The 25,352-nt window shown below is 40.2% G+C and carries 19 protein-coding genes and 5 tRNA genes; all 24 read left to right on the top strand.

Annotated features, from left to right (window positions below; all coding sequences use genetic code 11):
* The first annotated feature begins 10 nt into the window (after window positions 1-10).
* The 24 genes from FKZ43_RS04715 to alr all read left to right on the top strand — a co-directional run bounded on the left by FKZ43_RS04715 (window position 11) and on the right by alr (window position 25,341).
* Complete coding sequence (locus tag FKZ43_RS04715; RefSeq protein ID WP_140944719.1) at window positions 11-2,929, top strand: S8 family serine peptidase; 2,919 nt, start codon at window positions 11-13, stop codon at window positions 2,927-2,929.
* 15 nt (window positions 2,930-2,944) lie between these two features.
* Window positions 2,945-3,463 carry a type 1 glutamine amidotransferase domain-containing protein gene (locus FKZ43_RS04710; RefSeq protein WP_140944718.1) on the top strand — a complete coding sequence of 173 codons (519 nt, stop codon included), beginning with the start codon at window positions 2,945-2,947 and terminating at the stop codon, window positions 3,461-3,463.
* Between the two features lie 62 nt (window positions 3,464-3,525).
* Window positions 3,526-4,584: an AmmeMemoRadiSam system radical SAM enzyme gene (gene amrS, locus FKZ43_RS04705; protein WP_140944717.1), complete on the top strand. Its 1,059-nt coding sequence runs from the start codon at window positions 3,526-3,528 to the stop codon at window positions 4,582-4,584.
* Window positions 4,551-7,025, top strand: coding sequence for a TonB-dependent receptor (locus FKZ43_RS04700; protein WP_140944716.1), 2,475 nt, complete (start codon window positions 4,551-4,553; stop codon window positions 7,023-7,025). The genes amrS and FKZ43_RS04700 overlap by 34 nt, the downstream gene beginning before the upstream one ends.
* Window positions 7,026-7,043: 18 nt before the next feature.
* On the top strand, window positions 7,044-8,222 hold the full coding sequence (locus FKZ43_RS04695; RefSeq protein WP_140944715.1) for a cysteine desulfurase family protein: 1,179 nt from the start codon (window positions 7,044-7,046) through the stop codon (window positions 8,220-8,222).
* 14 nt (window positions 8,223-8,236) lie between these two features.
* A complete protein-coding gene (locus FKZ43_RS04690; RefSeq protein WP_140944714.1) occupies window positions 8,237-8,881 on the top strand; it encodes a hypothetical protein in 645 nt (214 codons plus the stop codon).
* A gap of 21 nt (window positions 8,882-8,902) precedes the next feature.
* The gene (locus tag FKZ43_RS04685; RefSeq protein WP_140944713.1) at window positions 8,903-9,394 is read left to right on the top strand and encodes a hypothetical protein; all 492 of its coding nucleotides are present in this window, start codon (window positions 8,903-8,905) and stop codon (window positions 9,392-9,394) included.
* A 69-nt stretch (window positions 9,395-9,463) separates the two neighbouring features.
* A tRNA-Thr gene (locus FKZ43_RS04680) sits at window positions 9,464-9,536 on the top strand.
* Between the two features lie 8 nt (window positions 9,537-9,544).
* A tRNA-Tyr gene (locus FKZ43_RS04675) sits at window positions 9,545-9,629 on the top strand.
* 10 nt (window positions 9,630-9,639) lie between these two features.
* Window positions 9,640-9,712: transfer RNA gene (locus FKZ43_RS04670), tRNA-Gly, on the top strand.
* An 8-nt stretch (window positions 9,713-9,720) separates the two neighbouring features.
* A tRNA-Thr gene (locus tag FKZ43_RS04665) sits at window positions 9,721-9,793 on the top strand.
* A gap of 35 nt (window positions 9,794-9,828) precedes the next feature.
* Window positions 9,829-9,993, top strand: coding sequence for a 50S ribosomal protein L33 (rpmG, locus tag FKZ43_RS04660; RefSeq protein WP_140944712.1), 165 nt, complete (start codon window positions 9,829-9,831; stop codon window positions 9,991-9,993).
* A gap of 7 nt (window positions 9,994-10,000) precedes the next feature.
* Window positions 10,001-10,073 (top strand) — tRNA-Trp (locus tag FKZ43_RS04655).
* Window positions 10,074-10,104: 31 nt separating this feature from the next.
* On the top strand, window positions 10,105-10,287 hold the full coding sequence (gene secE / locus FKZ43_RS04650) for a preprotein translocase subunit SecE (RefSeq protein ID WP_140944711.1): 183 nt from the start codon (window positions 10,105-10,107) through the stop codon (window positions 10,285-10,287).
* Window positions 10,288-10,296: 9 nt separating this feature from the next.
* On the top strand, window positions 10,297-10,821 hold the full coding sequence (gene nusG, locus FKZ43_RS04645; RefSeq protein WP_419951031.1) for a transcription termination/antitermination protein NusG: 525 nt from the start codon (window positions 10,297-10,299) through the stop codon (window positions 10,819-10,821).
* A 26-nt stretch (window positions 10,822-10,847) separates the two neighbouring features.
* The gene (gene rplK / locus FKZ43_RS04640; RefSeq protein ID WP_140944709.1) at window positions 10,848-11,273 is read left to right on the top strand and encodes a 50S ribosomal protein L11; all 426 of its coding nucleotides are present in this window, start codon (window positions 10,848-10,850) and stop codon (window positions 11,271-11,273) included.
* Between the two features lie 22 nt (window positions 11,274-11,295).
* Window positions 11,296-12,000, top strand: coding sequence for a 50S ribosomal protein L1 (rplA, locus tag FKZ43_RS04635; RefSeq protein WP_140944708.1), 705 nt, complete (start codon window positions 11,296-11,298; stop codon window positions 11,998-12,000).
* A gap of 95 nt (window positions 12,001-12,095) precedes the next feature.
* On the top strand, window positions 12,096-12,626 hold the full coding sequence (rplJ, locus tag FKZ43_RS04630) for a 50S ribosomal protein L10 (RefSeq protein WP_140944707.1): 531 nt from the start codon (window positions 12,096-12,098) through the stop codon (window positions 12,624-12,626).
* A 36-nt stretch (window positions 12,627-12,662) separates the two neighbouring features.
* Window positions 12,663-13,061 carry a 50S ribosomal protein L7/L12 gene (gene rplL, locus FKZ43_RS04625; RefSeq protein ID WP_140944706.1) on the top strand — a complete coding sequence of 133 codons (399 nt, stop codon included), beginning with the start codon at window positions 12,663-12,665 and terminating at the stop codon, window positions 13,059-13,061.
* 136 nt (window positions 13,062-13,197) lie between these two features.
* Window positions 13,198-16,980, top strand: coding sequence for a DNA-directed RNA polymerase subunit beta (gene rpoB, locus FKZ43_RS04620; RefSeq protein WP_140944705.1), 3,783 nt, complete (start codon window positions 13,198-13,200; stop codon window positions 16,978-16,980).
* 33 nt (window positions 16,981-17,013) lie between these two features.
* Window positions 17,014-21,357, top strand: a complete 4,344-nt coding sequence (rpoC, locus tag FKZ43_RS04615) for a DNA-directed RNA polymerase subunit beta' (RefSeq protein WP_140944704.1) — start codon at window positions 17,014-17,016, stop codon at window positions 21,355-21,357.
* Window positions 21,358-21,452: 95 nt separating this feature from the next.
* Complete coding sequence (gene topA, locus FKZ43_RS04610; protein WP_140944703.1) at window positions 21,453-23,705, top strand: type I DNA topoisomerase; 2,253 nt, start codon at window positions 21,453-21,455, stop codon at window positions 23,703-23,705.
* 84 nt (window positions 23,706-23,789) lie between these two features.
* A complete protein-coding gene (locus tag FKZ43_RS04605) occupies window positions 23,790-24,257 on the top strand; it encodes a TIR domain-containing protein (RefSeq protein ID WP_140944702.1) in 468 nt (155 codons plus the stop codon).
* Window positions 24,232-25,341 (top strand): alanine racemase, encoded by a 1,110-nt coding sequence (alr, locus tag FKZ43_RS04600; RefSeq protein ID WP_140944701.1) that lies wholly within the window; start codon window positions 24,232-24,234, stop codon window positions 25,339-25,341. Before FKZ43_RS04605 ends, alr begins: the two co-directional genes overlap by 26 nt.
* Window positions 25,342-25,352: the final 11 nt, after the last annotated feature.

The following is a 25,352-nucleotide window of genomic DNA, read 5'->3' as shown; positions in this document are numbered from 1 at the left end:
GTAGCTTGAGATGAGATACATAGTTTTTCTTTTGATGATTTTTCTTTTAGTTTTAATTTCGCCAGTTTTTAGGACTGCTGACGAAAAGGTTGAAATTTATGGCGTTGAATTTAACTTGCGAAATGGTGGGCATAAGGTCGAAAAAAGATATATACCGGGGATCGCTATTGTTAAGTTCAAGGAGGGATATAAAAATTTTCTCGGCTTGAAAAAAGTTGAAATAGATGAGTTCAATAATGTTGCTGGGCAACTTGGGATAACTTCGGTTGAACCGATGTTCCCTGAGAAGGTTGGGAAAAGCTTGAAAAAAGGTGAGATTGATTTGGGTTTGATTTATCTAGTTAGGTTTTCTGAGATGATGGATGTTGATTTAGTTGTCTCAAAGCTTTCACGTCTTAGCAGTGTTGAATATGCCGAACCGCATTATATTTACAAACCAAATTTCATACCTAGCGATCCTTATTTTCAAACATATCAGTGGTATTTGCGGAAGGTTCAACTTCCGTCTGCTTGGGATATAACTCAAGGTGATACAAATGTTGTCATAGGTATTGTTGACACTGGCGTTGACCTTGATCATCCGGACCTTGCTGGGAATATATGGCGCAATTGGCGCGAGATTCCAAACAACGGTATTGATGACGATGGAAATGGTTATGTTGATGATTTCATTGGGTGGGACTTTGGCGGTAAGGATAATTTCAACAATGACAGGGGAAAGCAGGATAACGATCCAAGCGAAAAAAAGCCGGTTCACGGCACGCATGTCGCTGGAATTGCCTCTGCGGTTACAAACAATGGAATTGGAGTTGCAGGAGCTGGTTTTAAATGTAAAATTATGGCAGTGAAAGTTTCAATTGACAATGATAACGAAAATTTAATCTATTATGGCTACGAAGGTATAGTTTATGCTGTTGATAACGGTGCGAAGGTTATAAATTGCAGTTGGGGTGGCGGTGGCGGTTCCAGATTTGAGCAAGAAATTATAAATTATGCGACTTCAAAAGGCGCTCTTGTTGTAGCAGCTGCAGGCAATGGAAGAAGCGATGAATTTCATTCGCCATCGGGATATAAATATGTCTTAAGCGTTGCCTCTGTTGATTCAAATGATGTTAAAGCTGGATATTCAAATTTCGGTGAGACGATTGATGTTTGTGCCCCGGGAGGTGTTTTTTCTGTTGATGGAGGGATTTACAATACCTGGTATAACGATACTTATGAAAGTTTAACGGGTACATCAATGGCAAGCCCACTTGTTGCAGGTATTGCTGGGCTTGTCAGGGCTAAATTCCCGGGGCTTTCTCCTTTGCAAGTCGCCGAAAAAATTAGAGTTAGCGCTGACCCGATTGACGATAAAAATCCGTATTATAGATATCAGCTCGGTTTTGGCAGAGTGAATGCCTATAGGGCACTGACGATAAGTTCCCCGGCTGTTAGGTTTGAGGATTTCTTTGTTGATGATTCTCTCGGAAATAAGGATGGTGCTATTGACCCCGGGGAGGTTATTCAAATTAAAGGTGTCTTTAGAAATTATCTTGACCCAGCTTCAAATTTAATCGCTCGCCTTGAAGCAAGCGACCCCTATGTTCAGATAATAAGCGGGACATTCACAATCGGCTCACTTGGAACTTTACAGTCAAAGAGCAACTACGAAGAGCCATTCAAGTTTCAAATTTTACCGACGACCCCGGAAAATTATACAATCAAGTTCGTCGTTAAAATTTCCTCTGGTGCTTATAACGATTTCGCTTATTTCAAGATTTTGGTCCGACCAACTTACAGAGATCACAACGCTAATTTTGTAACTTTAACGGTGACGAGTCGTGGGAATCTCGCTTTTAACGATTACCCGCATAACACTCAAGGTAAAGGTTTGATTTACAAGGATGGAAATAATCTATTATTTGAGGGCGCTTTTATGGTTGGGGTCAGCAGTTCTTCAATTGTTGATGTTGCGAGGGACGAAACCGGGCAACATCAAAGGGATGATTTCTCTTCTAAGACATCCTTCAAGTTGATAACCCCAGGAGATATTTCCGCTCAAGATGGATTCTCCATCTTCACAGATTCGCTTGCGCCATCGCAAAATAAAGTTGGTGTTGATGTCATTTTGAATAGTTTCTCTTTTGATCAGACATTTGATGATATGAACTTTGTGCTTTTGAAATACTCGGTTATAAATAAATCGGGGAGTGATTATTTAAATTTCCGAGCCGGGTTGTTTCTTGATTTTGACCTTGGGAGTGCTTATGAAAATGTCATAAAATATGATCCAATAGGTGATTTCGTTTATGTTTATGATGTTGACCCAAACGGTGAAAAAACATTAGCTGGAATTGCACTTGTTAGTGGGAATGGGCAGGGCATTTGGTTTATAAACAATGCTGGCGATTCGCTTTGGGGGATTTATGATGGCTTCACAAAAAGTGAGAAATGGCAAGCGTTAAGTTATAAAGGTGTGAGGAGAAATACAGCGGGAGCAGGAGATGTATCAGTTGTGATATCAGGAGGAACTGGAACTTTGAAAAATGGTGATACCTTAAAAATTGGATTTGCCATCGTTTGTGGAGATAGCTTGAGCGTTTTGAGAAATTCGGTTTTAAGGGCAAGGATGAGATGGAATCAGTTGATTACGGACACTGGATTTGAACAAACTTTACCGAAAAAGTTCACATTATATCAAAATTATCCAAACCCGTTCAACAATGAGACGAATATAAAGTTTGATCTTCCAGAGCCGGCGGATGTAACAATTGAAATTTTTAATGTCTTGGGCAAAAGGGTGAAGGTTTTAATTGATGATGAGAGATTTGACGCTGGGACAAAAGTTGTTAAATTCAAGGCTGGCGACTTACCGAGCGGGGTTTATCTCTATAGGGTCAAAGCCGGTAGATTTAGCGCTGTAAATAAAATGGTCTTGTTAAAATAAAATTTACTTTGCGAGATGAAACTAAAGGGAAAGAAAATTGTCATCTTCGTTGAAGATATGGTTGAGGAGATAGAACTTCTTTATCCGAGATATCGCTTAATTGAAGAAGGGGCTGGGATTAAAATTGCTGGACCAGAGGTTCGGGTTTTCAAGGGCAAAAATGGTTATCCCATAAAGTCGGATATTAAATTTGAAGATGTAAATGTTGATGATTTTGATGCAGTTGTAATCCCTGGGGGATATGCGCCGGACAGAATAAGGAGAAATAAAGTTGCGGTTGAACTGACGAGGAAATTTTACGAGCTTGGAAAAGTTGTCGCTTTCATATGTCATGCTGGATGGGTTCCAATATCCGCTGGGATTTTAAAAGGGAAAAAGGTGACCGGTTTCTACTCAATAAAAGATGACCTTGTTAACGCAGGCGCCGAATATATTGATGATGAAGTTGTCGTTGACGGGAATTTGATAAGTTCAAGGAATCCGGATGACCTTCCAGCTTTTTGTAAGGCGATAATCTCGGCTCTTTCCGATTGAAACTTGAAATGTGTTTAAGGTGTTGGAGTTATTGAGCGCAAAAGATAAAGTGGAGGTTGTTCATGTACAGCGAGGTTCAAACATTAAGAGATGTTTTGATTAAAAACTCAAGAGAAGGTGAGCTTTACAGAAAGATTGACGACAAAAGAATTGAATGCTTCGCTTGTGGTCATAGGTGTAAAATACCGGAGGGGAGAAGTGGTGTTTGTAAGGTTAGATTTAACTCTGGGGGCAAACTTCTCGTCCCGTGGGGATATGTGACATCACTTGCGCTTGATCCAATTGAAAAGAAACCGTTTTTCCATGTTTATCCTGGAAGTTATACCTTGAGTTTTGGAATGTTAGGTTGCGATTTCCACTGCGATTATTGTCAAAATTGGGTTACATCTCAAGCACTAAGGGACCCGGTTGCTGGCATCCTGCCTGATTTTATTACGCCTGAAGAAATAGTTGAGATTGCTTTGAAATATAAAAGCAAAATTATAACGAGCACATATAATGAGCCACTTATAACATCTGAATGGGCTGTTGGAATTTTCAAAATAGCAAAGAAATACGGAATTCGCGGGGCTTATGTCTCAAATGGAAATGCAACGCCTGAGGTTCTTGATTATTTGCGACCCTATGTTGATTTTTATAAAGTTGACCTGAAGACATTTAACGATTTGAACTATAGAAAACTTGGCGGGAGGTTAAGCGTTGTCCTTGACACGATAAAGATGCTTGTTGAAAAAGGATTTTGGGTTGAAGTTGTTACGCTTGTTGTCCCCGGGTTTAACGATTCGGAATCTGAGTTGAGGGATATCGCAAAGTTTCTTGCCAGTGTTTCACCGAACATACCTTGGCATGTGACCGCGTTTCATAAGGATTATAAAATGACAGATCCAGACAATACAAGACCAGAGCAACTTATAAGGGCAGCTGAAATAGGTTATGAAGAAGGTTTGAGATTTGTTTATGCTGGGAATATCCCCGGATATGTTGATAAATATGAAAACACGTATTGTTATAATTGCGGTGCTTTGCTCGTTGAGAGATTTGGTTTTAGAGTGGTGAGAAATAAAATTGAAAGTGGGAGGTGCTATAAGTGTGGAATAGATATCCCTGGATTTTGGGGTTGATTTTAATTTCCTCAATTACATTGCTTTCTCAAGAATCGCTGATAAAAGGAAAAGTTATTGATTTAGAGACGGGACAGCCAATCCCAAATGCCAATGTTGTAGTTGTTGGGACTCTGATGGGTTCATCAAGTGACGATAACGGTGAGTTTGAGATAAAGGTCAAGCCAGGGATTTATGAGGTTGAGGTGAAAGTTATAGGTTATGAAGTTGAAAGAAAAAGAGTTGTGATTGAGAAGGGGAAGATATCGTATGTTGAATTCCAATTGAAGCAAAGTTATGTTGAGTTCAGTGAAGTTGAAGTTTTAGCTGATTATAAAACGAAGCGTATTGTGGATGTCAGACCAAGTTTTGTTGAGGTTGAGCCAAGGACTGTAAAGGTAGGCGCTGGTTTTGGTGAAGATGTTTTTAGGATGTTAAGGACATTGCCAGGGGTTTTTGCGCCAACTGATTTTGGGACTAATTTTGTTGTGCGTGGTGGATCACCAGACGAAAACTTGATAATAATTGACGGTATAGAGGTTTATAATCCCTATCGCTTGTATGGTTTTGTGAGCATGTTCAATCCGGATGCGGTTGGGGAATTTAACTTTATGAGTGGTGGTTTCCCTGCAAAATATGGGGATAGATTGTCTGCGGTCCTTGATGTGGGCGCTCGTGAGGGAAGAAGAGATAAAATTTTTTCAAGCATGGTAAATGTCAATCTCACAAACGCTAATTTGATTTTTGAGGGAAAACTGCCTTTAAACGGCTCCTGGATTTTCTCAACGAGGAGAACTTATTATGATTTAATCCTTGAACCGATAGCTGAAAAGACTAAGCTTGTAAACGGTGATGTGACATTCCCGAATTTTTACGATTTTCAAATGAAATTGACCTTTGAGCCGTTTGAAAAACAAAAGTTTAACTTTATTGGCATCTTCAGCCGTGATGCTATGAATGTCATAACGGGTCAGAATTTTGATCGCCCAGATAGCATAGCCGTAAATGACCTATCTTACAATAAAACATTCGGTTTCTCCTGGAGCTATTCCCTTGGGAAAAATTCCTTTGTTAAGTTTATGGCTTCTTGGTATGAGAATTCCGGTGAGAGTAAATTTGGTGGTGAAATCCTTGACCCCTCGTATGATGCACAGGGGAAAATCGTCCCTGATGACGCAACCTTTTTTAAGATAGATACTTGGTCAAATTATTCAATTCGTAAAACAGCCCTTTCGTTTGATCTGAGCTATTATTTCGGCAGGCACTTGATAGAGATTGGTTTTGGAAGTCATCTGATTAATTCGGAATTGAAATATGTTTTAAAAATGGATGAACAGCTTAAAATGTTTTTGAAGTCGCTTGGTTTCTTTTCCGCTCCAGAGATTTTTAACTATGCCGAAAAGTATTCAAAATACAACTTTTACATTCAGGACAGGATAAAATTTGGTTCAAAGTTTATCGTTCAACCCGGGTTGAGGTTTGATTATTATGGGATAATTGGGAAAAGTTACATTTCACCACGCTTGAACATCCTTTACAATTTTGATGTTCTGACGAGTTTAAGGTTTGCTTATGGATGGTATTATCAATCGCCCGGTTATGAGAAAATTTACGATCAAAACACATTTTTTGATTTCACAAAAGCGGAAGGATTAAATGCTGAGATGTCAAAGCATTATGTTTTGGGGGTTGAAAGATGGCTGACTTCTGATGTTCTTTTCAGAGTTGAAAGTTATTACAAGGACTTTGATAACCTCATCGTAAGAAAGCGTGTTCAGGGGACGAAATGGGTATCGGATAGAATACCTGATCATCCGATAACTGACAGGCGAGGTTGGAGCGACCCTTATCTTGTGGTTGTGCCTGATTCGGTTACATCAATCCCTGTTAATATGGGTGATGGGAAGGCGTATGGGTTTGAAATTTTTCTTGAAAAGAGAAAAGTTAAAACAAAGGTTTACGGTTGGGTTTCTTACTCTTACTCTATTGCTAGGAGGAAGATTTACGGGGTTGATATACCGTTTATATTTGACCAAAGACATACATTTAATGTTGTTTTGAATTGGAGGTTGAGCCGAAAGTTTGATTTAAGCTTTACCTGGATGTATGGTTCAAATTATCCTTATACTGAGCCAGTTGGGTTAAAGCCGAGGATAATGGTGACAGATTCTTCTGTTTGGATTGCGACTGTAAAGGACAAAGTTATACTTGATATTGACTATGGTGGGTTGAGCAATTTCTTCAATTCAAGAAAGCCACCTTATCATCGGCTTGATGTCAGGTTTACTTATAATACGAAATTTTTCGGATCGGATATGGACATTTACATTGATGTTATGAATGTTTACAACAGAAAGAATATCGTTGGTTATGATTTTAGTGTTTCGGATGGAAAGATAAAAAGGCGCGCGATCAGTTCACTTCCGATTTTGCCAACGCTTGGAATAAGTGTTAAGTTTTAAATCAATTTTGAAAATTTTATGAGAAGAGTTTATCTTGACCACGCAGCAACTACCCCGATTGAGCCCGATGTCCTAAAGGCGATGATGCCTTATTTTACGGAAATTTTCGGTAACCCATCCTCTGTTCATCAATTTGGCAGGGAAGCGAAAGTCGCTATTGAAGAAGCGAGGGAAAGGATAGCTAATTTTATAAATGCTAAGCCCTCTGAGATTGTGTTTACGAGTGGTGGAACTGAGGCGGATAATTTCGCTATTTTTGGAATTGCGATCGCAAATTTAAAAAGAGGTAAAAATCACATAATAACAACGCAAATTGAACATCACGCAGTTCTTGATGCGTGTATGTTTCTTCAGAAAAATGGGTTTGATGTGACTTTTCTAAAAGTTGGATCGGATGGGATTATTGACCCTGACGATGTTAAGCAAGCCATAACCCCGAGGACTTGTCTTATAAGTGTGATGCACGTAAATAATGAAATCGGAACTATTCAGCCAATTGAGGCGATAGGTCAAATTGCGAAGGAGTATGGCATTTTGTTTCATACAGATGCTGTTCAATCGTTTGGGAAGATTGATGTTGATGTGGATAAATTGAATGTTGATTTGCTTTCGGCATCGGCTCATAAAATTTATGGACCTAAAGGCATAGGTTTCCTTTACATCAGGAGTGGGGTTGAGATTGAAAAATTTCATCACGGTGGTTCGCAGGAAGCGGGAAGAAGGGCGGGGACAGAGAGCGTTCCATTAATAGTTGGATTTGGTAAGGCGGTTGAAGTTTGCGCTGAACGGATGATAAATGATTTTGAGCATGCAAAGATGTTGAAGGAAAGAATGCTTTATAAAATAAACGATGTTTTCAGTGAAATTAGTGATGTGCTTCTTTTGAATGGTTCGGTTGATAAGTCAATACCTCATATATTGAATTTTTCAATTAATTCAAGTAAAATAGAGATAGATGCTGAAGCTATTATTTACGGGCTTGATATTAAAGGTGTTGCTGTTTCAAATGGTTCTGCTTGCACATCTGGAAGTTTAAGACCTTCACATGTTATAATGGCTCTTGGACGGGATGAAAAAACAGCTCTTTCAACTGTGCGGTTCTCGTTCGGTAGAGCAAATAGCATTGATGATGTTGATTATGCAGTGGAAAAGTTTTATGAGGTTGTTTCAGGTTTCGTTAAGTTAGCGGTCAAATAAAAAATTTCGGTTATATGAAATTTTTCAGAAATAAGATTTTGGCTGGTTTCGCCATTTTTTCTTTGCTGATTTATGAGTTTATCCCAAGTTTTATATTTGCCCAACAGCGGGGTAGGCCGAGGGTTGGTTTTATCGGTTTTAAATTTGACGGTGTTTCTGAAAGAACAAAGCGCGAGATAACAAATGGAATTTTGTACCTCCTCGCTAAGAAACCATCAATTGAAATTGTTTCTCCCGAGGAAGCCGTTAAGCTTGTTGGAAGTGATAGGATTAATAGTGTTTTGTCATATCCAGCTGAGAACGATGTTATAATTTTGTCGCACATGCTTGGTGTTGATTATCTCTTTTTTGGCAGTTTTGTGAATCAGGGTAAGGACACGAATGATGTTTTTCTTGTTGGAAGGTTTGAGTGTTATGATAAATTAAATTCAAGATTTCACACTGTTGATATAACTTGGCGGTATGACAATATAGATGAGGGTGTTAAGAAGATAGACAGAGATTTCATCAGGAAGATATTACCGCGAGGGGCTTCTGTTATGACGAGTTTGTTTTTCATCATTGTGCTTGGTTTAATTATCATTGGGACGTATACATTGATATGGGGATTAAGCGGGACACCCGAGCCGGATAGTGGGGTTCCACCAACCACACAATAAAGTAAAGGAGGAGATATAGAGATGATTTTAAGGTTTTTATTTGTTTTGGTTTTGGTTATGTTTGGTTGTCGTAGTTGGAATTTAACAAGCGAACGCGGTGTGGTTTCGTATGAGATTTCATTTAACACGGATAAAAATTACATTATAAACGAGACGAGTTTTATTTTACAGCTTTATGAATATACGATGGAGATAATTGATCCGACGAAGGATTATTATGTTATGCAGACATACTGGCGATTGAGGGATGGGCAGATGGCAATCGGTTCTGATACGATAGGGGTATTGTTTCGCGATAGGGTGAAGGTTCACATAATACCTCGTGGTAGGACGAGCATTTATTTTAGGAGTTATCAGATTTACAATACCGTATTGGAATTTGAGGTTCAAGTGAGTATGGGTTTGGGGAATTGGGTTAAGGTGACACCGCCGAAGGATTATTTGGAGGAGTATCATGCGATAGTTAAGGAGATAAAGTTGCGGATGTTGAAGTATGGGCCTAGTTCGGGTTGAAATTCTTGCTTTTTTTAAGTTGAATGATTATATTTATGATTGCACTTTAAGTAAGGAGTTCTTTTTAAAGCTGGCGTAGCTCAGTTGGTAGAGCAGCTGACTTGTAATCAGCAGGTCCGGGGTTCAAATCCCCGCGCCAGCTCTGGTGATGGGTGGGCGCCGGAGTTGGAGAGCCGGGCTGGGCTGTAAACCCAGTGGCGTGAAGCCTGAGGGGGTTCGAATCCCTCCCCACCCACTTGTTTTGAGCGGGTGTAGCTCAGATGGTAGAGCGCCAGCCTTCCAAGCTGGTGGTCGCGGGTTCGAGTCCCGTCGCCCGCTCTCAGGAAGCTCGCGTAGCTCAGTTGGTAGAGCGCGTCCTTGGTAAGGACGAGGTCACCGGTTCAATCCCGGTCGCGAGCTCAAAAATTTTTTTATAATTAATTAAGCTCCATTAAATGGCTAAAAGCGAAGGGAGAGAGATAATCACGCTTGAATGTACTGTTTGCAAGAGAAGGAATTATACCACGACGAAAAATAGGCGTAAGCACCCTGAAAGGGTTGAATATAAGAAGTATTGCAAACATTGCAATAAACATACAATCCACAAGGAAACGCGCTAAATGGGATACGCCCGTAGCTCAACTGGTAGAGCAGCGGTCTCCAAAACCGCAGGTTGGGGGTTCGAGTCCCTCCGGGCGTGCTTTTTAGAAAATTCATAAAAAAATCATCTGATGAGAGAAAAAATCATCAACTTTTTTACTGATATCTACAAGGAAATGCAAAAAGTCACCTGGCAAAAGCAAGATGAATTGATTGAATCAACAAAGGTTGTCATCGTTGCTTGTCTTTTGTTTACAATTGTGATTTGGATAATTGATATAATCGTAACGGAAATTTTAAAAGTTATATTCTGAATGTTTGATATGGCAAGAAGATGGTATGCTGTGAGGACATATTCGGGGCATGAAAACAGAGTTAAGAAGTATATTGAGAATGAACTAGCTGAGGGTAAGTTTAAGGATAAAATTTTTAGTGTCTTTGTCCCAACTGAAAAAGTTACAGTAGTAAAAGAAGGTAAAAAGAAATCGCGTATTAAGGCATTTTTTCCTGGTTATATTTTGATTGAGGCGGAAATGGACGATGAGGTGAAGAATTTTATCAAAAGTATACCTTCGGTTGTTAGTTTTGTGGGTCCGAAAGGAAATCCAGTGCCTTTAAGAGAAGATGAGGTGGAAAGATTTGTTGGGCGTGTTGAGGAAGGTGAAAGGGTTGATGTCCCATTTAGGGTGGGAGATTCTGTCAGAGTTATTGAAGGTCCGTTTACTGACTTTCAAGGAGTGATTCAAGAGGTTAATTCCGAGAAGATGAAATTGAAGGTGATGATCAATATCTTCGGAAGGAAGACGCCCGTTGAGCTTGATTTCACACAAGTTGAAGTTGAAAGGTGAAAATTAAAAAATAATTTTTAATTGGGATGGCGAAAAAAGTTGTAGGATATGTTAAGTTACAAATACCTGGTGGGCAAGCAACCCCAGCGCCACCAGTTGGACCTGCTTTAGGTCAACGAGGGATAAACATAATGGAGTTCTGTAAGCAGTTCAATGCGCGAACCCAGGATAAAATGGGTTTGATATTGCCTGTTATTGTGACGATTTATTCAGACAAGTCCTTTACATTTGTTGTAAAGACACCCCCTGCTTCTGTTTTGCTGAAAAAAGCAGCGGGGGTAGAGAAAGGATCGTCCGAACCAAAGCGTGTTAAAGTTGGCAAGGTCACACGTCAGCAAATAAGGGAAATTGCGCAGATGAAGATGTCTGATTTGAACACTGATGATATTGAAGCTGCGATGCGTATGATAGAGGGGACGGCTAAGAGCATGGGGATTGAAGTGGTTGATTAAAAATTTAATTTTGAAAAGGGAAATGGCGAAGCACAGCAAAAGATATCTTGAAGCGCTGAAGAAAATTGATAAATCAAAGGCGTATTCACTTGAAGAAGCGGTCCAAAAGGTTAAGGAAACCGCAACAGCGAAGTTTGATGAAACGGTTGATATAGCTGTTCGTCTTGGGGTTGACCCAAGACATGCGGATCAAATGGTTCGTGGGACAGTTGTTTTACCATACGGGACGGGGAAAAAGGTTCGCGTTCTTGTTTTGACGAAGCAACCAGAAAAGGAGAAAGAAGCAATTGAAGCTGGTGCTGATTATGTTGGGTTTGATGAGTATATAAACAAGATAAAAGAAGGATGGACGGATGTTGATGTTATAATTGCAACGCCAGAGGTGATGGGTGAGGTTGGAAAACTTGGTAAGATACTTGGACCAAGAGGTTTGATGCCTAACCCGAAAAGTGGCACCGTAACCAATGATGTAGCAAAAGCAGTAAGAGAAGCGAAATCGGGTAGAGTAGAATTTAGAGTTGATAAAGCTGGAAACATTCACGCTTCGGTTGGGAAAATTTCATTTGAAAATGAGAAGCTGATTGAGAACATCAAGACATTGCTTTCAACGATTATAAAGTTGAGACCCCCATCGGTTAAGGGTCAGTATATAAAGAACATCACTATTTCAAGTACGATGGGTCCAGGGATAAAGATTGATAAGAACTCTATTATGAGTTTATCATAGAAAGGGTTGCTTCTAAGCCAACATCTCTGGTGAAAGAGAGCGCACTCTTTTTCAGAGAGGTGATATTTTTAACTTAAAAAATTTTGAGGTTAAAGATGAAGAGAGAGGAGAAGGCAAAGGTCATATCTGAGATGGCTGAAAAATTTTCAAAAGCCAAAGGCGTTGTCTTGGCTGACTTTACAAGGATGACAGTTGCTGAGGTGAATGAGTTGAGAAAAGAGCTGAAGAGCGCTGGTGTGGAATATAAAGTTGCGAAAAATACCCTTTTGAGGATAGCGATGCAGAATGTCGGTGGCTATGATGATTTGTTTAGATATCTTGAAGGTCCAACAGCTGTTGCAATTGGGTACGATGACCCAATCACGCCAGTGAGATTGATTAAGAAGGTGAAGGGTAAAATTGACAAGCCATCGGTTAAGGCGATTTTCATTGAGGGGCAAGTATATGATGGTTCAAAGCTTGATGAGCTTGCAAATTTGCCTTCAAAAGCGGATATTATCGCAGGTATAATTGGAAGTATAGCTTCACCTGCCAGTGGCATAGTTTTCGCTTTGAATGCTGTTTTATCCGAACTTGTTCTTGTAATTGATGCAATTGCCAAAAAACTTGAGGAAAAAGGTTCATAAAAGAATTTTAAAAACAAAAATTATAGAGGAGGAAAAATGCCATCGCAAATAGTTGAGGAGATCGTAGAAAGAATTGAGAAACTCACATTACTTGAGGCAGTTGAGTTAAAGAAAATCCTTGAGGAAAAGTTTGGCGTAAGTGCTGCAGCGGTTGCGGCTCCAGTTGTTGTACCGGGTGTCCCTGGTCCAGCTCCAGCGGGGACACAACCAGCAGCTGAGGAAAAGACGGAGTTTGATGTTATACTTGTGAATCCAGGGGCTCAAAAGTTGAATGTTATAAAAATAGTCAGGCAAATAACTGGACTTGGACTTAAGGAAGCAAAAGACCTCGTTGACAGTGCACCTAAACCGATAAAGGAAGGTGTTTCTAAAGAAGAGGCGGAGAAGATAAAGAAGGAACTTGAAGAAGCTGGCGCTCAAGTTCAAATTAAATAATTCTTCCGAAGATTTAAATTTTGAAAAACAAAAAAATTAAATTTTCGTCAAGCCGGTAACTTCCTAAAAGTGATGAACTTTTGGGGTTATCGGCTTGTTGCTTTTTTAAAATTAAAATTTCAAGGAGTGATAAAAATTGAGTAAAAAGAGAGAAATCACAGCATCGGGAAGAATTTCTTTCGGGCGTATTAAGAATGTGCTTGATTATCCGGATTTACTGGAGATTCAGCTTAAATCGTTTAAAGAATTTCTTCAAGAGGATGTTCCGCCAAGCAAGCGTGAAAATAAGGGTTTGCAAGCTGTATTTAAGGCGAATTTCCCGATAACAGATTCAAAAGAAGTTTATGTTCTTGATTTCATTGAATACTACATTGACAAACCGAAATACACAATTGAGGAATGCAAAGAGCGTGGGTTGACATACGGGGTGCCATTGAAAGCGAAACTTCGCCTATCGTCAAAGTTAGACCCAAGCCATGTTGATTATGTTGAAACGATTGAACAGGATGTTTTCCTTGGGAATTTGCCGTATATGACAGAGAGAGGAACATTTATCATAAATGGCGCTGAAAGGGTAGTTGTCAATCAGCTTCAAAGGTCTCCGGGCGTTTTCTTTGACGAGACGGTTTTCCCGAACGGTTTGAAGACATATCAGGCGCAAATTATACCGCTTAAGGGTTCTTGGCTTGAGTTTACGACGGATGTTACGGATATGATGTATGTTTACATTGACAGGAGGAGGAAGTTTTATGTGACGACGCTTTTGAGAGCTCTTGGGTTTTCAAGCGATGAAGATATCTTGAGGTTGTTTGAACTCGTTGAAGAAGTTTCCGTCAGCGATTCTAAAATGACAAATTTGATCGGTAAAATTGTTGCAAGCGATGTCGTTGATTTAAAAACTGGGGAAATTCTCCTAACGAGAAACTCTGAGTTAACTCAAGAGGCATTGGAGAGGATTAGGGAAGCGAATATAAAGAAGTTGCTTGTTTGGAAGGAAGGCGACTCAGATGTTAAAGAGATAATTTTAAAGACGATGGACAAGGACTCTATAAAATCTGAGAGAGATGCGATTGAGCATATCTATAAACAGTTACGCCTTGGTGAACCTCAGGAAGCTGAAACGGCAAGGGGCATAATTGAAAAGTGGTTTTTTAATCCTAAAAGATATGATCTTGGGGAAGTTGGAAGGTATAAAATTAATTCTCGCTTGAAACTTAATGTACCTATAAATCAGACGACATTAACACGAGAAGATATAGTTGCGATTATTAAGTATCTTGTTCGTTTGCAAAGCGGTAGGGAAAGAATTGATGATGTTGATCATTTAGGTAATCGTAGGGTTAGAACTGTTGCTGAGCAATTGGGGCAAGTTTTAAACGCTGCTTTTGCCAGAATGGCGAGGACGATAAAAGAGAGGTTAAATTTAAGGGAGACAGAGAAGCTCACGCCACAAGAGCTTGTCAATTCAAGGATAATCGCCAATGCTCTTAATTCGTTTTTTGGAACGAGCCAGCTATCCCAGTTTATGGATCAAACAAATCCACTTGCTGAGATAACTCATAAGCGCAGAGTCAGTGCATTGGGTCCAGGTGGCTTGACGAGGGAAAGAGCTGGGGTTGAGGTTAGAGATGTACACTATACTCAATATGGTCGTCTTTGCCCGATAGAGACGCCCGAGGGTCCAAACATTGGGCTTATTGCCTCGCTTGCTGTGTTTGCGAGGGTAAATGAGTTTGGATTTATTGAGACGCCTTATAGAAAAGTTAAAAACGGAAGGGTTACAAACGAAATTGAATATCTGAGTGCTGATCGTGAAGAAGAAGTTATAATTGCTCAAGCAAATGCTCCTATTGATTCAAGTGGGAGGTTTTTGACTGATAAAATCAAGGCGAGAAAAGGTGGGGATTTCGTTGTCGTGAGACCAGAGGAAGTTCAATACATGGACATTTCCCCTAACCAGATTGTCAGCGTTTCTGCTTCTTTGATACCGTTCCTTGAGCATGATGACGCAAATAGAGCACTTATGGGTTCAAATATGCAAAGGCAAGCGGTTCCACTTTTGAGGCCGGAGGCACCATTTGTTGGAACTGGGTTTGAGGATAAAGTTGCTCGTGACTCAAGGATGATGATCGTCGCCGAAGGGGATGGGGTTGTTAAGTATGTTGATTCGACAAAGATCATCGTTGAATATGATCATAAAAAAGGAAGCATTGAAGAGATTTTGAGTTTTGATGACAAATACACAGTTGAGTATAGGCTGACAAAGTTTGCCAGGACAAACCAGGATACCTGCATAAACCAGAAACCAGTTGTAAGGGTTGGACAGCGTGTTAAAAAGGGAGATGTCCTTGCTGATGGTCCGGCGATTGACCATGGGGAGCTTGCGCTTGGTAGAAATGTCTTTGTTGCATTTATGCCATGGAGGGGTTATAATTTTGAAGATGCTATAATTGTGAGCGAGAAACTTGTCGCTGAGGATGCCTTCACATCAATTCATATAGAGGAATTTGAGCTTGCGGTTCACGATACACGGCGTGGGGAGGAGGAGTTTACTCGTGAAATTCCAAATGTTAGCGAGGAAGCAATCAAAGACCTTGATGAAGATGGTATAGTTAAGGTGGGGACATATGTTAAGGAAGGAGATATTTTAATTGGTAAGATAACTCCAAAGGGAGAAACAGAGCCAACGCCCGAAGAGAAGCTTTTAAGGGCTATTTTCGGTGAGAAAGCAGGCGAAGTTAAGGATGCGTCTTTAAGAGCAAGTCCTGGGTTGAGGGGTGTTGTTATAGCGACTAAACTTTTCCAGCGCAGGAAGAAAGATGCCGAAACAAAACGGCAAGAAAAGAAACTTCTTGATAGTATTGAGAGAAGGAGAAAGAAAGCAATTGAAGAAGCAAGGGAAAAACTCGCCGAAAAGCTCGGAATTTTACTTGAAGGGGAAACATCGCTTGGAATTAGGAATAAGAAAGGCGAAACTGTAATTAGGGCGAATGTCATCCTTAAACCGGAAATTTTCAGGTCGCACATCAAGGAGCTTGACGAGCTTGATTATGATGCTGATTGGGTTGAGAATTCAAAGAAAAATCAGTTGAAGAAACAACTTTATCAAAATTATCTTAAAAAGCTCCAGGACATAGAGACAGAGGCGAAAATTGAGAAATATAAGATTCAAGTTGATGAACTTCAACCGGGGGTTGTTCAACTTGCTCGTGTTTATGTTGCGAAAAAGAGAAAGCTTCAGGTTGGTGATAAGATGGCTGGTCGCCATGGAAACAAAGGTGTAATTGCGAAAGTTGCCCCTGTTGAGGATATGCCTTTCCTTCCTGATGGAACGCCTGTTGACATCGTTTTGAATCCGCTTGGTGTTCCTTCAAGAATGAATCTTGGGCAATTATTTGAGACGGCGCTTGGATGGGCTGCTAAAAAGCTTGGTGTTAAGTATGCAAGCCCGATATTTGATGGAGCAACTTGGGAAGACATCCAAGAGGAATTAAGAAAAGCAGGATTGCCTGAAACAGGCAAGACGATTCTCTATGATGGAAGAACTGGCGAACCGTTTGATCAAGAGGTAACCGTCGGTTACATCTATATGATGAAACTTATCCATATGGTTGAGGATAAAATACATGCAAGGTCAATTGGTCCGTATTCGCTCATCACTCAGCAACCTCTCGGAGGTAAAGCTCAGTTTGGAGGACAGCGTCTTGGGGAGATGGAGGTCTGGGCGCTTGAGGCGTATGGCGCAGCATATACATTGCAGGAAATGTTAACTTATAAATCTGATGATATACAAGGTCGCTCAAAAGCTTATGAGGCGATTGTCAAGGGTGATAACCTACCTGAGCCGGGTATCCCTGAATCTTTCAATGTGCTTGTGCGTGAACTTCAGGGACTTGGTCTTGATGTGAGAGTTGAATAAACAAAAATAAATTTTCTTTAGGAGGTTTTAAAAATGGAAAAACTCCCAATCGTCAAAGAAGGTCTTTTAAAGAAAAAACAGATCTCAAAGGTTTCAATTCGTCTTGCTTCGCCTGATACGATACTCCAGTGGTCAAGAGGTGAGGTGACAAAACCGGAGACGATAAATTACAGGACGTATAAGCCCGAAAAGGATGGTCTCTTTTGTGAGAAAATTTTTGGACCAGTTAAGGACTGGGAATGCCATTGCGGTAAATATAAAAGGATCAGATACAGGGGTGTCATTTGTGACAGATGCGGAGTTGAGGTTACACAAAGGAGCGTGCGAAGGGAAAGGATGGGTCACATAGAACTTGCGGTTCCCGTTGTTCATATCTGGTACTTGAGGTCTGTCCCGAGCAAAATTGGAGCTCTTCTTGGGATGTCTACAAAAGACCTTGAGAAAGTTGTTTATTATGAATCATATGTTGTGATTAAGCCGGGGAAGACGGGTTTAAAGGAAAAAGATTTGATAACCGAGGAACAGTATCAAGAGATACTTGATAGATTTCCTGACAATGATAAGCTTCCGAACGACCATCCCGATAAATTTATCGCAAAGATGGGTGGAGAAGCGATACTTGACCTTTTGAAAAACATCAACATTGAAGAGCTTTCCGCCGAGTTAAGAGCACAACTTATCAGTGAAACATCTGAGCAGAAGAAGCAAGAGATTTTGAAGCGACTTAAAGTTGTTGAAGCTTTTAAACCGAAAGAAGTTCAAACTAGAACTGGGAAAACAACTGAGCAAGAGGTCAATAGACCCGAGTGGATGGTTTTGACGCATATACCTGTAATTCCTCCGGAGTTAAGACCGCTTGTTCCTCTTGAAGGTGGTAGGTTTGCGACAAGCGATTTGAACGATCTTTATCGCAGGGTGATAATTAGGAATAATAGATTGAAACGTTTGAAGGAGATAAAAGCGCCAGAGATAATTTTAAGGAATGAAAAGAGAATGCTTCAAGAAGCAGTTGACGCTTTGCTTGATAATTCAAGGCGTGTAAGTGCAGTTAAAGCTGATACGAATAGACCTTTGAAATCGCTTTCGGATATACTCAAAGGTAAACAAGGAAGATTTAGGCAGAACTTACTTGGGAAGAGAGTTGATTATTCTGGGCGTTCGGTAATAGTTGTTGGACCTGAGCTTAAGCTTCACCAGTGTGGTTTGCCAAAGGATATGGCAGTTGAATTGTTCAAGCCGTTCCTGATCCGAAAACTTATGGAGCGCGGTTATGCCAAAGCAGCGAGAACAGCAAAAAGGATAATAGAGAGAAAGGACCCAATAATTTGGGAGATACTTGAAAAGGTTGTTGATGGGCATCCCGTTCTTTTGAATCGTGCTCCAACTTTGCACCGTCTTAGCATACAAGCATTTCAACCAGTCCTTACAGATGCCAAGGCAATTCAATTGCATCCACTTGTTTGCGTTGCATTTAACGCCGACTTTGACGGTGACCAGATGGCAGTTCATGTTCCGCTCTCTTATGAAGCGCAGCTTGAGGCGAGGATTCTTATGCTTTCAAGTCATAATCTTCTAAAACCAGCGGATGGAAAGCCAATTACCATTGCAACGCAGGACATCGTTCTCGGATTGTATTATCTGACAAAAGAAAGAAGCGGTGAACCAGGGGAAGGGAAAACTTTTTATTCGCCCGAAGAAGTTATAATCGCTCACAACAGTGGGAAGCTTGGACTGCACGCTAAGATAAAGGTTAGGATTTTCAACAACGAGACAGGTAAATATGAGATTATTGAGACGACGACCGGGAGAGTTTTATTTAATCAGATAGTCCCAAAGGAAATCGGCTTTGTCAACGAGCTTTTGACGAAAAAGAAGTTGGCTGATTTGATAGCGAAAATTTACAAGAAATTTGGGAATGTCCGAACAGCTGAGTTTCTTGATGAGATGAAGGATATGGGTTATTATTACGCAACTAAATCGGGTATCTCAATTGGTGTTCCAGATGTAATTGTCCCAAAGGAAAAAGACAAGATAATAGAGGAATATCAGCGCCGGGTTGATGCACACTGGCAAGATTATCTTGAGGGGGCGATTTCAGATTCCGAGAGATATAACAAAGTTATAGATGAGTGGTCAGCTGCGACTGAAAAAGTTGCAAAGGTTTTGTTTGATGAGCTTTCAAGGGTCAATCAAGGTTTCAATCCTCTATTTGTTATGCTTGATTCCGGTGCAAGAGGTTCAAAAGATCAGGTTAGGCAATTAGGTGGTATGAGAGGTTTGATGCAGAAACCACAGAAGGGGATGACGGGTCAGCCGTATGAAATGATTGAGTATCCAATTTTATCTAACTTCCGTGAGGGTCTTTCAATTTGGGAGTACTTCCTATCAACGCACGGAGCCAGGAAAGGTCTTGCGGATACTGCTTTAAAAACATCAGACGCTGGCTATCTCACAAGGCGACTTGTTGATGTTGCGCAAGATGTTGTTGTGACCGAAGAGGACTGCGGAACTGTAAGAGGAATAACACTTAGCGCCCTAAAAGAAGAAGGTGGTGAAGAGATAAGAGTCACATTGGCTGAAAGAATTGTAGGTCGTGTTTCACTGCACGATATTTATAACCCAACAACAGGAGAAATAATTGTTCAAGCTGGTCAGGAAATTGATGAGGAAATTGCACAGAAAATTGAAGAAGCTAACATTGAAGAGGTGGAAGTTCGCTCGGTCTTGACTTGCGAAGCAAAATACGGTGTATGTGTGAAGTGTTACGGTAGAAACCTTGCAACAGGAAGAATGGTTGAGGTCGGTGAAGCGATTGGGATAATCGCTGCTCAATCAATCGGTGAGCCTGGAACTCAGCTTACACTTAGAACTTTCCACACCGGTGGAAGCGTTGCCGGGGGTGGATACAGACCTTCAAAAATCTATGCGAAAAATGACGGCGTTGTTAAGTTTGTGAATATAAGGTACATACCTTATGAAAAAGTGGATGACGAAGGAGCGCAAACTGTCCTGCGTGTGATTTCCAGGCAAGGATATCTGCTCATCACTGGCAAAGATGGTCAAGAGAAGAAGTATGCTGTACCTTATGGTTCCGACTTGAAAGTCAGAGATGGTCAAACCGTCAAAAAGAATGATGAACTTTATGAGACCGACCCGTATAACTCCGTTATAATTGCTGAAAAAGGCGGTAGAGTTGAATTCATAGACCTTATCCCAGATGTCACTTATCGTGAGGAAACGGATGAAACAACAGGTCATTTGCAAAAAGTTATAATTGAGTCAAAGGACAAAAGCAAGGTTCCCAGGGTTAAAATCGTTGATTCAAAAGGTGAGGAATACTTCCAGCCGATCCCAGTTAGAGCGTTGATTAATCCTGATTTAAAAGAAGGTGGACATATAAATGCCGGTGATATAATCGCTAAGATACCGAGAGAACAAGCAAAGATAAGAGATATAACTGGAGGTTTGCCGAAGGTCGTTAATCTGTTTGAAGCGAGAACACCGAACAACCCAGCTGAACTTGCTGAAATTGACGGCGTTGTAAGTGTAAAAACTGAAGGAAATTACTACATCGTTAAAATCGTCAGCGATGATGGTCGTTTTGAGAAAGAATATAAAATACCTCAAACGAAACATTTACTTGTTGAAGATGGTGATAGAGTGTATGCCGGCGATAGATTGACAGATGGACCGATTAATCCGCACGCAATTCTGAAGATAAAAGGACTTAACGCCGTTCAGCAATACCTTGTTAATGAGATTCAAGATGTTTATAGAAATGAAGGTGTAGAGATAAACGATAAGCACATTGAAGTCATCGTTAGGCAGATGATGAGGAAGGTTAAGATAAATAAGCCAGGTGACACGAAGTTCCTTGAGAAGGACATAGTAGATAAAGATGTGGTTGATGATGAGAATGCGAAGATCAGAGAGATGGTAGTTATAACAAGCAAGGGAGATTCAAAATTCAAGGTTGGGCAATTGAAGAGGAAGATAGAAGTTGATAGGGAAAATGCTGAGCTGAAAAAGAGGAGGAAGAAGCCGGCGGAATATCGTCCTGCTCAACCAGCTGAATTTGAGCCTGTTTTGCTTGGTATAACAAGCGCTGCTCTTACAACTGAGAGCTGGATTTCTGCAGCGTCCTTCCAAGAGACAACGCGTGTTCTGACTGACGCTGCTATTGAAGGAAAGGTTGATTATTTGAGGGGCTTGAAAGAAAATGTCGTTGTCGGTCAATTGATCCCGGCAGGAACTGGATTTAGAAACAAAGATAAAGATTACCGCAGAATTATAGTGAGGACGAAGGAAGAAGAAATTGAAAAGGTTGAAACCAAGGAAGAAGTTGAAGAAAGGGAAAAGAAGACGGCGTCATTGTGATGAAAATGAAAGTGGGAAATTTACGCCGATAATGTAAATGGCGACGGCAAATTTCTAGCCGTCGCTTTTTTGTTAAAATAAAGGCAGTTTAAAAAATGGCTAAAAATCTTCTCATAGTTGAATCTCCATCTAAAGCAAAAACAATAAGCAAATACCTTGGTCCAGATTTTATTGTTGAAGCTTCCGTTGGGCATGTTAAAGACCTCCCGAAGAACCCGAAGGATAAATCAAAGCTTGGGATAGATCTTGAGGATGATTACAAACCCCGCTATGTTGTAATTCGTGGAAAGAAAGAGATAATTGAGAAGCTAAAAAGTCTCGCAGGTAAAGTCAGCAAGGTTTACATAGCAACTGACCCAGATAGGGAAGGTGAGGCGATCGCTTGGCATATCAAAACCGAGATAGAGAGGATAAACCCAAACATTTATCGTGTTCTCTTCACTGAGATAACACGCACGGGGATTGAGCAGGGGATGAGAAAACCTCGCAGTATTGATATGAATCTTGTTGATGCACAGCAGGCGAGAAGAGTTCTTGATAGGATAGTCGGTTACAGAATAAGCCCTTTCCTGAAAAAGGTTGTAAATGAGAAAATTTCACTATCTGCAGGTAGAGTTCAATCAGTTGCTCTTCGCCTCATTTGCGAAAGAGAGGAAGAGATAAGGAATTTTAAGCCTGAGGAATACTGGACAATTGAAGCTGAGTTTAAGACAGGGTCGGGAGAAATTTTAAAAGCGAAACTTTTTAAAATTGACGGTAAAGAGCCGAAAATCCCGGATAAAGAAACTGCGGAAAAAATCCTTAAGGAGTTGAAACAAAAGACATTTACGATTTCAAATATTCAAAAGAAGGAAGTCCTTAAAAATCCCGCTCCTCCGTTTATAACCAGCACTCTTCAACAAGAAGCGAATAACAAGTTGAAATTCTCAGCTAAAAAAACGATGCTTCTTGCACAGCAACTTTACGAAGGCGTTGATATCGGGGAAGAGGGTAGAGTTGGTTTGATCACTTATATGAGAACTGACTCAACAAGGATAAGTGATGAGGCGGTAAATGCAGTTAGGGAATTTATCTTCAACAACTATGGAAAGGAATATCTCCCGCAAGTGCCACGAGTTTATAAAAAATCAAAGGTTAGTCAAGACGCTCACGAAGCAATTAGACCGACATCTATGAAATATGAACCAAGGGCTGTGAAGAAATATCTTAGCGATGATTTATTTGCGCTTTATGAGTTGATATGGAATCGTTTCGTTGCTTGTCAGATGACATCGGCTGTTCTTGATCAAACTGTTGTTGACATAGTTGCTGACAATTATCTTTTCAGGGCTACTGGCTCAGTTGTTAAGTTCAATGGGTTCATGCAAATTTATCAAGAAGCGAGCGTTGATGAAAAAGAAAGCAATGAGAGGGAGTATAAAATCCCGATTAACATAAAAGTCGGTGAGATTTTGAAATTGACTAATTTAGTTCCTGAGCAACATTTCACGAAACCACCCTCAAGATATACAGAGGCAACGCTTGTCAAGGAGCTTGAATCAAGGGGAATCGGTAGACCTAGCACATACGCCACAATCATAAGTACAATTCTTGAGCGTGGATATGTTGAACTTCAAGAAAGAAGGCTTGTTCCAACGGACCTTGGTTTTGCTGTGAATAAAATTTTAGTTGCGAATTTCCCGGATATATTTGACTATAAATTCACCGCTCGGATGGAAGAAGACCTTGACGAGATAGCGTCTGGTAAAAAAACATATGTTAAAGTCGTTGATTCATTTTTCAGACCTTTTGAGGAACATTTGCAAAATCTTCAAGAACGAAAAGATGAAATAAGGGAGCTGATCCAGGAAGAGACAAATATAATTTGTGAGAAATGTGGTTCAAGGATGGTTGTTAAAGTAGATAAATATGGTAAATATCTTGTTTGTTCAAATGAGGAGTGCTCGTATACGATGGCATTCCCAGCGGATGGAGAACTTGAAAAAGTTAGAATATGTCCCGAATGTGGAGGAAGGTTGATATTAAGGAGGGGGAGATTCGGGAAATTCTACGGCTGTGAAAATTATCCAAGCTGTAAATATACGGAGTCAATCACGACTGGTATAAAGTGTCCTGAATGTTTAGAAGGGGAGCTCGTTGAAAGGAAGACGAAACGAAAAAGGACATTTTATGGCTGTTCAAATTATCCAAAATGTAATTTCATCCTTTGGGATAAGCCAATTGAAAAACCTTGTCCAGAGTGTGGTTATCCGCTTATAGTAAAGCCAAATAGAAAAACATCCAGCGGTTATAAATGTCCAAGGTGTAGTGCGAAGATTGAAGCGCTTCCCGACGATGTAAAGGCTTGATTAAAAGGGTTCATAAGCGTATATTTTACCTTGGTTTCTCAACAAATTCTGGTTAGAAAGTTGAAAGTTTATCTTTCCGGAGGGATGGAACATTCAAAAGATGGTGGTTTAAGGTGGCGCTGGGAAATTGAAAGCTGGCTTCGGGAAAATTTGAAACACGATGTTTTTAATCCAGTCATTGAAACTGAAAAATTTCTTTCTGAACATCATCCGAATATCAATTTGAGGGGGGCTAAAAAAGGTACTCCGGAAATTTTTAAAGGGATAATCAAAAATATCGTTGAAAGGGATTTAAAGGCAATAGCTGAATGTGACTATGTCATTTGTTACTGGGATGAAAGTGCAAGGGAAGGAGCGGGGACGCAGGGTGAGATAACAATTGCGAAGTTTCTTAACAAGCCGATTTACCTTGTTTCAAATTTTGATTTTGAAGAAATTCCGTCCTGGATAATTGGATGTGTTGACGAGATTTTTTATAATTTTGACGACTTGAAAATTTTTCTCACAAGAAAATTTAAATCAAGTGATGAGACCCACTGTTGCACAGATTAATCTTTCTGCTTTTGAGTTTAATTTTAACCAGGTTAAAAAGCTCGTTGGGGATAAGACCAAAATTATGGCTGTTGTAAAGGCGAATGCATACGGACACGGAGCCGTTGAAATTTCAAAACTAGCTATTTCACTCGGGGCGGAATATCTTGCCGTTGCTATCCCAGAGGAGGGGGTTGAGCTTCGCAAAAATGAAATTGAAACACCAATCCTTGTCTTCACAGCACCTTTTGAACATCAAATTGAGTTGTTCTTTAAGTATGATTTAACGCCGACGATCTTCACAATTGACATCGCTGAAAAGTTCAATTCATTCGCTGGAAAATTGGGGCGAAAGATAAAATGTCATATCAAAGTTGATACAGGAATGGGAAGGGTTGGCATCAATTTTAAAGATGCGTTTGAATTTGTGAGAAAGTTAAACCAGAGATACGGAAATCTTATAATTGAGGGAATTTACACGCACTTTGCTACATCTGATGAAAAAGACAAAACATATGCAAATCTTCAATTCAAGAGGTTTATTGAACTTATTCAAGCGCTTGAATCAAGCGGTATCAAAATACCAATTAAACATTGTGCAAATTCTGGAGCGATACTTGACCTTCCGCAGACATATCTTGATATGGTTAGACCTGGCATAATGCTTTATGGTTATCATCCGTCACTTGATGTTTTAAATAAGGTTGAGCTTCGCCCTGTGATGACTTTGAAATCAAGGGTTGCTTTTTTGAAAGTAGTTGAACCAGGGACGAGCATAAGTTACGGGCGAAGATTTATAACTCAAAAGAAGACAAGGATCGCCACTATACCCATTGGTTATGCCGATGGTTACAACCGCTTGCTTACAAATTGTGGTAAGGTGCTTATCAATGGGAAAATTTTCCCAGTTGTCGGGACTGTGACGATGGATCAGATAATGGTTGATGTTGGTTTAGAAGATGAAGTAAAAGTCGGCGATGATGTGATTTTATTTGGAGATTGTGAAATCACCGCTTGGGATGTTGCAAAATTGATAGGGACGATCCCTTATGAAGTTTGTTGCAATGTCTCGGCGAGAGTTCCAAGGGTTTATTTAAGGGATTAAAAAACAAAAAG

The sequence above is a fragment of the Candidatus Thermokryptus mobilis genome (genome assembly GCF_900070205.1).
Classification (GTDB): Bacteria; Bacteroidota; Ignavibacteria; order Kryptoniales; family Kryptoniaceae; genus Kryptonium; species Kryptonium mobile.
This window is presented reverse-complemented; position numbering and strand designations above follow the sequence as displayed.